Genomic DNA, 9,214 nt, shown 5'->3' with positions numbered 1-9,214 from the left:
CGCGCCGCCAAGCACCAGCGTGACGCGCCTCACGGCCTCACCGGCGGAATGCGCGCGATGAAATGCCCGCGCATCCGGTCGGGCCACTGGCGGAACGGCACTTCGCCGGTCTCCGTCTCGCCATGCACCGCGAACCAGTCGAGGATGGCGTCTGCCTGTTCGCGTGAGGGTTCGTGATCGCCGGTGAAGTAAGTGAAGCGCTCATCGTCGCGCAGCACCACGCTGCAATGGCGCTTGCAGTTCCACAGGCACACCTGGGTGGCGACGGAGATGGCTTCGCCCCTGGCGGCTATCGCGTCCCTCATATGTGCAATCAGCGTTTCGCCGCCTGTGCGCCCGTCCGGACCAGTCTTGTCGGTGACCGAATACTTGCAGGTGGTGCACATGACGATTTCGCGCATCGGGATCAAGGCTCTCGGTTCAGATGTTGCCAAAGGGGACGCCTTCAATGTAGGCAATCCTCCACCCTGTCAACGCGATGAAACCGGCATGATATTCAATTCGATCGCCTTCCTCGCGTCAGACTCTCCCGAAGCGCGTGACGCGCTGGCGGAATTGACGGCCGTTCACGGCAATGCCGATCCGGACCGGGCCGACTGCGTGGTGGCGCTGGGCGGCGACGGCCACATGCTGCAGGCGCTGCACCGCTTCGTCTCGACCGGAACCCCTATCTACGGCATGAACCGTGGCACGGTCGGCTTCCTGATGAATGACTATGCGGGCGATGGATTGCGGGAACGGCTGGACGCCGCCGAGCTTACGACCATTCATCCCTTGAGCATGCAGGCCGTGGATGAAACCGGCAGGACGCACCGCGCCATCGCCTTCAACGAGGTCTCCCTCCTCCGCCAGCGCTATCAGGCGGCGAAGCTGATGATCGCGGTCGACGACAAGCCGCGCCTCGAGGAACTGATCTGCGACGGCGTGCTGGTGGCGACACCAGCCGGCAGCACGGCCTATAATCTCTCCGCCCACGGACCGATCCTGCCGATCAATTCCGAGCTTCTGGCCCTGACCCCCATCAGTGCCTTCCGTCCGCGCGGTTGGCGTGGCGCCATCCTGCCGCACAATGCCCGGGTGACGATCACGGTGCTGGAAGCCGAGAAGCGGCCAGTGGCGGCCGTCGCCGACCATGTGGAAGTCCGTCACGTGCGCGAGGTCGAAATCGCGGAGGACCGCTCTAAGGCGGCGAAAATCCTCTTCGATCCGGGGCACAGCCTGGCCGAACGTGTGCTCCGCGAGCAGTTCCGGTTCTGAGGCAGTTCAGGCGGCGCGCAGCAGGTCGGCCTTGAGGCGCTTGGCGATGAGCCTCGCGCGTTCGGCGGCGAAACGGCCGACATAGTCGAGATGGCGGGTGCGCTCCTTCAGCGGCATGGCCTCATAGCGCGTCATCAGGGCTTCGATCAGCCGGCGGCCGAAATCGTCGGCATTCAGCTTGACACCTTCTTCATGCTCGTCGAGGGCCACGTCGCAGGCGGCTTGCAGGATCCAGTAGCATGAGGCCGGAAGGCCCGACTTGCCATGAAGACCCTTGAACCCGGTGAGGCCCTTGCCGCGCATCAACTCGATTGCACGCTTTCGCGGAATGTCGGCCAGGTGCGAAAGCGCCTGCTCCACCACATGCATTTCGCCAAGGCAGGCGGCGCGCACGATGATCGACGGGGTAAGCATGGCCTTGCTGACGAGGAAGGCGACAACGCTGGCAAGCTCGGCATCATCCGCCTGGGTTAGAATGCGGAGAACGGCGGTCTCCTCGGCATCGGCTACCAGTTCGGCGGCGTCATTGGCCGGCAGCCAGCCACGCTCCGCCATCAGCTGATGCATCCGGTTGGAGGCGCGCTTGGTCTGCATGATGCGGATATCGAGCGGCAGGTCGGAACACGCCAGCAGGCATTCCACCATCGCGGCGGCATGTCCGAAGCGGGCATAGAGGCGATGATACTGCTCGTTGGTGAATGTCACCACCGGATTGTCGAACATCAGAACCGCAACCTTGAGCGGCAGCTGGTTCACGACATAGTCGATCGCCTCGGCCGAAATGTCGGGCCGCAGGACAACGCAGCCCTGCCGGGCCTCGTCGCCCACGCGCAGCACCGCCAGCATGTGCCAGTGGTTCAGCGCCGGTGTTTCCGACAGGAAGGGAAGAGCAATCTCGTCGTCATCCGAGATGATCGAGAACATGATGTCGGCGTTGAGGTTTTCGAGATCCGTGAGTGCCGTGGCGAGCGTCCTGCGGACCTCCGCCTCGGGGTCGACCGCGAGTTTCAGCACCACTGGCACCACCTGATCGCGTTCGGTGGCCGGAACATCATCCTTGCACAGAAAATCTGCGAGCTGCTGGGCCAGCTGCGCGCGCTGCTCGGTGTTTCCATTGTCGATCACATGCATGAAGATGCTTGTATCGAGGCCGAAGCTGGGTTCCTGGTGCTGAACTGACTGCATGTGGGCTTGCCTTATTTTCACCCACCGTGCCACCCAATCTTTAACATTTGGTTCACCACGTGCGTTAGCATTCCGGTAAGAAATTCAAACGTTTGCGGTCTCACCCGGGGAGCTTGCCGAATGCCTCCGCAGCACGTGGCGGAACGTGAAGAAGGCTAATCGCCCAGCGCGGGAGAAGCGGCCGGCGTCGAGACCGGGCTGACCGTCATCACCTCCCGGCCCTGCGCCTTGTGCTGATCGGGATTGTTGAGGCGGCGCCAGAAGGCGAAACCGCCCAGCGCGGCATGAACGGCGATCATATAGATGAGGAAGCCGTCACCGCCGATGCGCCGCATGATGTCGCCCACCAAGATGGGGCCAATGAGCGAGCCGACGCCATAGAGCAGCACGAGCTTGGCCGATGCGCCGAGGATCTGTTCCTTCTGGAGATGATCGTTGGCATGGGCCACGACCAGAGAATAGATCGGCAGCGAGATGACGCCGAACGCGGTCACCAAAGAGATGAGCAGAACGCGCGACAGGTAATAGCCTCCCGCCAGCGTGATCGCTGCAATGACGGCGGCAAGGAAACTCAGCAACATGATGATGGTGCGGCGGTCGAAGCGGTCCGAAATCCAGCCGATCGGATATTGCGAGAGGATGACGCCCAGCGGAGGCAGCGCCATCATGATCGACACGGAGACCAGCGGCAGGCCCTTCGCCAATCCGAACACCACCCCCAGCGCGAAGAAGGCGCTTTGACCCAGTCCGCAGGCCAGCACGCCCACGACGGCAAGCGGCGATGCGCGCCAGATCTCGTCGACCGAGACGGAGCGCGACCCCTCCACGCTCGGCGCTTCGGATGGCAGCAGGATCAGCGGCACAAGTGACAGCGACAGCAGGCAGGACACGATGATGAAGCGCACGAATCCGGACACGTCGGTGATGTTGAGCAGGAGTTGCCCCATGCCGAGCGCGCCGTAGGTGACGATCATGTAAAGCGAGAGCATCGTGCCGCGGTTGCGGTTCGAGGACGAGGCGTTGAGCCAGCTCTCGCAGATGATGAACATGCCCGAGACACAGAAGCCCGAGATGACCCGCAGCAGGAACCAGAAGATCGGATCGACCCAGAGCGGAAACAGCAGAACGGCGGTGGAAACTGTGGAGGCAAGGCCGGCGAAGGCCCGGACATGGCCCACGTTCTTCACCAGCCGCGGCGCGACGAACGTGCTGACAAGAAGCCCCGCCGAATACCCCGCCATGACGAAGCCGGTGACATCGGTGCCGAACTCCGCCTGATTGGCCGTCAGGCTCACCAACGAGCCGCTGAGCCCATGACCGAGGCACAGCATCGCGACACTGATCAGAAGGATCCAGAGGGACAGGTTCAGCATGGTCCCCGTTTAAGCCAAAGGCTCCGGAATGTCGTGACGATAAATCGGGCAGCCTCAGACGGCGATGCCAGCCTGGCGAAGCTTGAAGTGCAGCAGGTCGCGGTCGAATGGCATCATCAGCACGTCGGCGGCGCCTTCAAGGATGGTCTGGCCGAACATGTCGGTGTCCGCCGTCTCGGCATAGAGAAACACAACTGGCGGCTTGCCGTGCGATGAAAGGCGTAGGCGCTTCACCAGTTCGCGCGGAATGACACCTCGCGCCTTGGCCGAAAGCATCACGACATCAGGCGCATTGTCGTTGCAGAAACGGAGCGCATCATCCGCCCCGGCGGTGAGCGACGTTTCGAGGCCGAGGCCCGAAAGCATCTGCTCGAGATACCGCCTGCCCTTGCCATCGTCATCAATGAGCAGACATTTTGTCATGTCCACGAACCCTTCCAGCTTCATCGCTCAGCCGTCCTAGATCGCCCCGTCTCCGACTCCTGCGCGTCCGTGGTTAATGAGGCGTTAACGGAGTTTTCCACAGCTTATCCACAGGGTGTAAACAGTTGTTCCACTGCGATAAAATGAGTTACCCACAAAGTTATCAACAGTGGCGGAATTGCGGCGTTCCCGCCCCGTTCACGACTCGTGATGCGACTCAGGCAAAACTGCAATCTACTTAAAATTGTAGATGATTGGATGAGCAACTAGCCGGGGCGGCGCATCCGCCAGGCGTCCGTCACGGTCGCGTACTCGCTGTAGCCGAGCCGTGCGATGGGCTTCATCCCCGCAGTATCGACCCGGCCCTCTTTGATGAAGCGGTCGTCGATATAGATGCCAATGACTCGGCCGATGACCATGTGATCCTCTGCCTGGCCCCGGTCGTCGGGCAGCGGAATGACCTGATGCAACCGGCACTCGAGGCATACGGGACTGGCCGCCACGCGCGGCGGCGCGATCAGCCGGCATGGAGCTTTCTCCAGTCCCGCAAGCTCAAACTCGTCCACCTCCGGCCCCACATGGGCGGAGGTCGCGTTCATCTGCTCACGCAGGTCCCATGTCGCCATGTTGACAGCGAACTCCCGGGTGGCCTCGATGTTGTGCAGCGTGTCCTTGGGCGGCCCGATGCCGAAAGCGACATAGTGCGGTGCTTGCGAAAACGCGTTGAAGTAGCTGAACGGCGCAAGGTTGGCGATGCCATCGCGCGAAAGCGTCGAAATCCAGCCGACCGGGCGCGGCGCCACGATGGCCTTGAACGGATCGTTCGGGAAACCGTGGTCGTTCTTCACCGCGTCGTAAAACATCAGAGCCCTTTCAGCAGTGCGGGAAGTTCGGCGATGCTTTGAAGCGTGTAATCGGCGAGATGCGCAATGTCCTCGTGCGCGGCATTGCCGCTGAGAACGGCAATGGCCAGCCCTGCCCCGCCGTTGCGGGCCTCTTCCATGTCGTGATGATTGTCGCCCACCATGGCAATCGAAGCGGCAGGCAGGCCTGTGATCTCGGCGAAGCGGCGGATCATGTTGCCAGACGGCTTGGGTACGGCCACGGTATCGGCCGCGATGATGTCCTCGAAATGCTCGATGACGCCGATATGCGCCATATGGTTTCGCGCCGAGGCATGGCTGTCGTTAGTGGCGACACCGAGCTTGAGGCCCATGTCCCGCAAGCTTGTGAAGATCGGTTCCAGCGGCATCAGCGGCGTCAGGCTGTCCTTCACCAGGTGCGCATAGCCGTGGTCGAGCGTATGGGCCTTTTCCGCCTGCGCCTCCGGCTCGAGGCCCGGCCACCAGGTCTCCACCAGTTGCCGGGTGGTACCTCCCGCCAGGATGGAGCCCGGCAGGAACCGGTCAGTGGCCTTGTCATAGCCTGCCTTGGTCATCAGGGCTTCCGCCCCCGCGGCGTCGGTCGCAAAGAGTTCCATGAGGATATGGCGGTAGATCGGAACCCAGGTGGCATTCACCTCGATCAAGGTGCCATCCTTGTCGAAGAGGACTCCCTGTATCTTCATGCCTTCACCCATCGCGTGAGAAGGCTCGCGGGGTCGGGCCGCGGGCGGTCTTCGAGCGGCCCCACGGGGGTACCGAAATAGAGAACGCCCGCCACCATTTCATGCGGCTTGAGGCCCATCACCGAGCCAATCCCTGCGTCATAGGCAACCCAGTCGGAGTTCCACTGGCAGCCAATGCCGAGTGCAGTCGCCGCGAACAGAATGTTCATGCAGACCGCACCCGCCGACATCTGCTGCTCCCAGACCGGAATCTTGGGATGTTCTGCAGCCGTCGAAATCACGGCGAGAACCGTGGGGGCGCGGAGGAACAGCGCCTTCACGAATTCCAGCGTGCCCTCTCCATGATCGGGGTGAAGCTCCATCCAGCGCGCCTTCATGGCGTCGCCGAACTCGGCCCGAGCATCGCCCTCCCACAGGATGAAGCGCCATGGCGTCAGCTTGCCATGATCGGGCACGCGGACAGCGCAGGCGAGGATCTCGGCGAGCTGTTCCGGCGTTGGCCCCGGCGATGTCATCGCCTTGGCGGACGCGGATTTGCGCGTCTTGAGGAGGCTGAGAATGGAGGTCGTATCGTTGAGCTGTGTCATGATGCGGCGCAATCTGGCTGGACACCCGCCAAAACGCAATGGCGACAATTCGACCCCGGCCATTAACCACCTGTTAATCTTGTGGTTGCCGCCGGGGCGTGGCGCGTGGTTCAGTCCACCTGCCGGCCGGAAGGCTGGGGGAGTTGAGTAGAGGGGACTTCAAGCTTGCACGACCACAGCACCCGTGCACAGCCCAACCGCCACCACAGCAGCGCCAGAACGGCCGCTGCAGTGGTGGCGGTCCTTTTTTTCGTGGCCGCCATCACGGCCCTCTCCCCGCGCCTGGCGCAATCGGCGCAATCCTCCGACCTGACCGTCTCCGATGTGCCTGAGCAAGGCCTGCCCGGAATCGAGGCGACCAGCCCCAGCCACGACCTTGCCATCGAGATCGTCGAGCCGGGCCGCGAAGGTCTTCAGCTGACCGCCCGCCTCGCCGATGACGGCGGCATCATCGAACGCAACATCTCGTGGACCATCCGCAACGCGGATGGCGAGACCGTATTTTCCGGGCAGTCACCCAGCGCCGATGTCGCCGTGCCGCCCGGCGACTACGTTGTCCTCATCCGCTACGGCGCGGTGACCCTGTCGAGCACCATCACGCTGCTCGAGGCCAACCGCATCATGGTGAGCTTCGTGCTCAATGCGGGGGGCTTGCGCGTGCTGCCCCGCGTGCGTGACGTGGGACTTCCCGCGGCTGGAACCGAAGCCCGCGTCTTTGCGCTGGGCGGCAACCACAACGGCAAGCTCGTGGCAGTGAGCGCCATTCCGGGCGAGGTCATCCGCGTGCCGGAAGGTGACTACCGGGTGGAGAGCCGCTTCGCCGCCGGCAATGCCAAGGCGGTGACCGACGTCCATGTGAAGGCCGGCCGCATGAGCGCCATCGACATCGACCACAAGGCCGGCATCGCCCGCCTCGCCTTCGTTGGTTCACCCTCCGCCGACGTGCAATGGAACGTTGAGGACAAGGCCGGCCAGAAGGTCGCGGCGGCGGAAGGACTCAATGCCGACGTGGTGCTCGTGCCGGGCACCTACACGGCAAGTGCCCGCATCGGCGGCGAGGTCCTCACCGCCACCTTCGAGATCGCCACGGGCGAGGCCCGCGACATCATGTTGGGCAACTGAGCCTACTTGAAAAGAACGAGGCTCGCCGCGAGCGCAGCCATTCCGCACACCATCCCGTAAACGGTCTCATGCCCCTTCGCGTAACGCTTGGCTGTGGGCAGAAGCTCGTCGAGCGCCAGGAACACCATCGCTCCGGCAATCATGCCGAAGACCACGGCGAACACACTTGGCGTCAGGAACGGCGCCAGCACGGCATATCCGATGAGCGCACCCGCAGGTTCGGCAAGTGCCGAAACGCATGTCGCCAAAAGGGCCTTCTTCTTGCTGCCGGTCGCATAGTAGACGGGAATGGCGATCGAGACGCCCTCTGGAATGTTGTGGATGGCGATCGCCGCCGCCAGCGGAACGCCGACCACCGGGCTCTCCAGCGTGGCAAGGAATGTGGCGAGCCCTTCCGGCAGATTATGCGCCGTGATGGCCACGGCGGCCAGCAGCCCCACACGCTTGATATGGTTCTGGCTGTCGCCGTTGCTGGACGAAATCGCCCCGTGCGGGTTTGGCACGAAACGGTCGACGAGCACCAGCAGCAGAACGCCCGCGAAGAACGAAAGCGTGGCGTAGATATAGGCCTGCTTCGGATCGTACAGCACGGCGAAGGACGAATCGGCCTTCCAGAAGATTTCGACCAGCGAGACGTAGACCATCGCGCCGCCCGCGAAGGCGAGGCCGAAGGACAGCAAGCGGGGATTGGGCTCCTTCGCGAATACAACGAACAGGCTGCCGAGCACCGTCGACAATGCAGCAGCCGCGCAGACCGCCAGAGCGATTGCGAAGTTTGTCCCAAGTAAAGCGTCCATGCCGTCCCGTCCCTATGTCGAGGCGATATAGGAACGGGCGGCTGGAGGCTTCAACTCCTACTTGTCGGGCAGTGGGATGAATTCCTTGTCATCTCCCGGAACGATGGCAAAGCGCGCCTGCTTCCAGTCTTCCTTGGCGGCTTCGATCCTGTCCTTTGACGACGACACGAAGTTCCACCAGATATAGCGCGGCCCGTCCATCGGCTCGCCGCCCAGCAGCATGATGCGGGCATTGCTCCGTGCACGGATGGTGATGGCATCGCCCGGCCGGAACACCAGCAGGCGGCCGGCTTCGAACACCTGTTCGGCCACCTCGATCTCGCCTTCGGCCACGTAGACGCCGCGCTCCTCGTGCTCCACCGGCAGTGGCAATGCGGTCCCGGCGGTCATCTGCACATCGGCATAGAACAGGTCGGAATGCGTCTTCACGGGCGACGTGGCACCATAAAGCGATCCTGCAATGACGCGGGCCTTGATGCCGCGGTCGTCGATCACTGGCAGCTTCTCCATGGCGATGTGGGCGAAGTCAGGTGCCGTCTCTTCATGCTGCTTCGGCAGCGCCACCCAACTCTGAATGCCGAACAGCCGGCGCGGTTTCGCCAACTCTTCGGGAATGGTGCGCTCGGAATGGACGATGCCCTTGCCGGCCGTCATCCAGTTGAGTTCGCCGGGCGAGATCGGCTGAACCGAGCCGAGGCTGTCGCGGTGGTGGATCGAACCATCGAAGAGCCAGGTGACCGTGGAGAGCCCGATGTGCGGGTGCGGACGCACGTTGACGCCCTGCCCCGCCAGCATCATGGCCGGTCCCATCTGGTCGAAGAAGATGAACGGCCCGACCATCTGCCGCTCGGCCGAGGGCAGCGCGCGGCGCACCTCGAAGCCGCCGAGGTCGCGGGCACGCGG

The 9,214-nt window shown here is 63.2% G+C and carries 11 protein-coding genes; 2 read left to right on the top strand and 9 right to left on the bottom strand.

The window, feature by feature from the left end; all coding sequences use genetic code 11:
* Window positions 1-29: 29 nt before the first annotated feature.
* Entirely contained in the window at window positions 30-401 is a 372-nt protein-coding gene (locus ACEW8Q_RS17165; protein WP_373505276.1) for a DUF1636 family protein, read from the bottom strand.
* Window positions 402-489: 88 nt separating this feature from the next.
* Between ACEW8Q_RS17165 and ACEW8Q_RS17160 the strand changes: the two genes are divergently transcribed.
* Complete coding sequence (locus ACEW8Q_RS17160) at window positions 490-1,257, top strand: NAD kinase (RefSeq protein ID WP_373505275.1); 768 nt, start codon at window positions 490-492, stop codon at window positions 1,255-1,257.
* Window positions 1,258-1,263: 6 nt separating this feature from the next.
* Here ACEW8Q_RS17160 and ACEW8Q_RS17155 read toward each other — a convergent pair whose 3' ends face one another.
* From ACEW8Q_RS17155 to ACEW8Q_RS17130, 6 genes are all read right to left on the bottom strand, one after another.
* Complete coding sequence (locus ACEW8Q_RS17155) at window positions 1,264-2,442, bottom strand: DUF2336 domain-containing protein (RefSeq protein WP_373505274.1); 1,179 nt, start codon at window positions 2,440-2,442, stop codon at window positions 1,264-1,266.
* A 155-nt stretch (window positions 2,443-2,597) separates the two neighbouring features.
* Window positions 2,598-3,815 (bottom strand): MFS transporter, encoded by a 1,218-nt coding sequence (locus ACEW8Q_RS17150; protein WP_373505273.1) that lies wholly within the window; start codon window positions 3,813-3,815, stop codon window positions 2,598-2,600.
* A 54-nt stretch (window positions 3,816-3,869) separates the two neighbouring features.
* Window positions 3,870-4,238, bottom strand: a complete 369-nt coding sequence (locus tag ACEW8Q_RS17145; protein WP_373505272.1) for a response regulator — start codon at window positions 4,236-4,238, stop codon at window positions 3,870-3,872.
* Window positions 4,239-4,504: 266 nt separating this feature from the next.
* A complete protein-coding gene (locus ACEW8Q_RS17140; RefSeq protein ID WP_373505271.1) occupies window positions 4,505-5,101 on the bottom strand; it encodes a flavin reductase family protein in 597 nt (198 codons plus the stop codon).
* Window positions 5,101-5,805 carry an HAD family hydrolase gene (locus tag ACEW8Q_RS17135; RefSeq protein ID WP_373505270.1) on the bottom strand — a complete coding sequence of 235 codons (705 nt, stop codon included), beginning with the start codon at window positions 5,803-5,805 and terminating at the stop codon, window positions 5,101-5,103. The genes ACEW8Q_RS17140 and ACEW8Q_RS17135 overlap by 1 nt, the downstream gene beginning before the upstream one ends.
* Window positions 5,802-6,392 (bottom strand): nitroreductase, encoded by a 591-nt coding sequence (locus ACEW8Q_RS17130; RefSeq protein ID WP_373505269.1) that lies wholly within the window; start codon window positions 6,390-6,392, stop codon window positions 5,802-5,804. Before ACEW8Q_RS17130 ends, ACEW8Q_RS17135 begins: the two co-directional genes overlap by 4 nt.
* A 234-nt stretch (window positions 6,393-6,626) precedes the next feature.
* On the opposite strand from ACEW8Q_RS17130, the gene ACEW8Q_RS17125 reads away from it, so the two are divergent.
* Window positions 6,627-7,514 (top strand): hypothetical protein, encoded by an 888-nt coding sequence (locus ACEW8Q_RS17125; RefSeq protein ID WP_373505268.1) that lies wholly within the window; start codon window positions 6,627-6,629, stop codon window positions 7,512-7,514.
* 2 nt (window positions 7,515-7,516) lie between these two features.
* On the opposite strand, the gene zupT is transcribed toward ACEW8Q_RS17125, so the two are convergent.
* Window positions 7,517-8,311, bottom strand: coding sequence for a zinc transporter ZupT (gene zupT, locus ACEW8Q_RS17120; protein ID WP_373505267.1), 795 nt, complete (start codon window positions 8,309-8,311; stop codon window positions 7,517-7,519).
* Between the two features lie 57 nt (window positions 8,312-8,368).
* The coding region (locus ACEW8Q_RS17115; RefSeq protein WP_373505266.1) for a pirin family protein at window positions 8,369-9,214 on the bottom strand (846 nt) is incomplete at its 5' end.

Source organism: Aestuariivirga sp. (assembly GCF_041738905.1).
Taxonomy (GTDB): Bacteria; Pseudomonadota; Alphaproteobacteria; order Rhizobiales; family Aestuariivirgaceae; genus Aestuariivirga.
The sequence above is the reverse complement of the archived record's forward strand: the minus strand, read 5'-3'. Positions and strand labels throughout refer to the sequence as shown.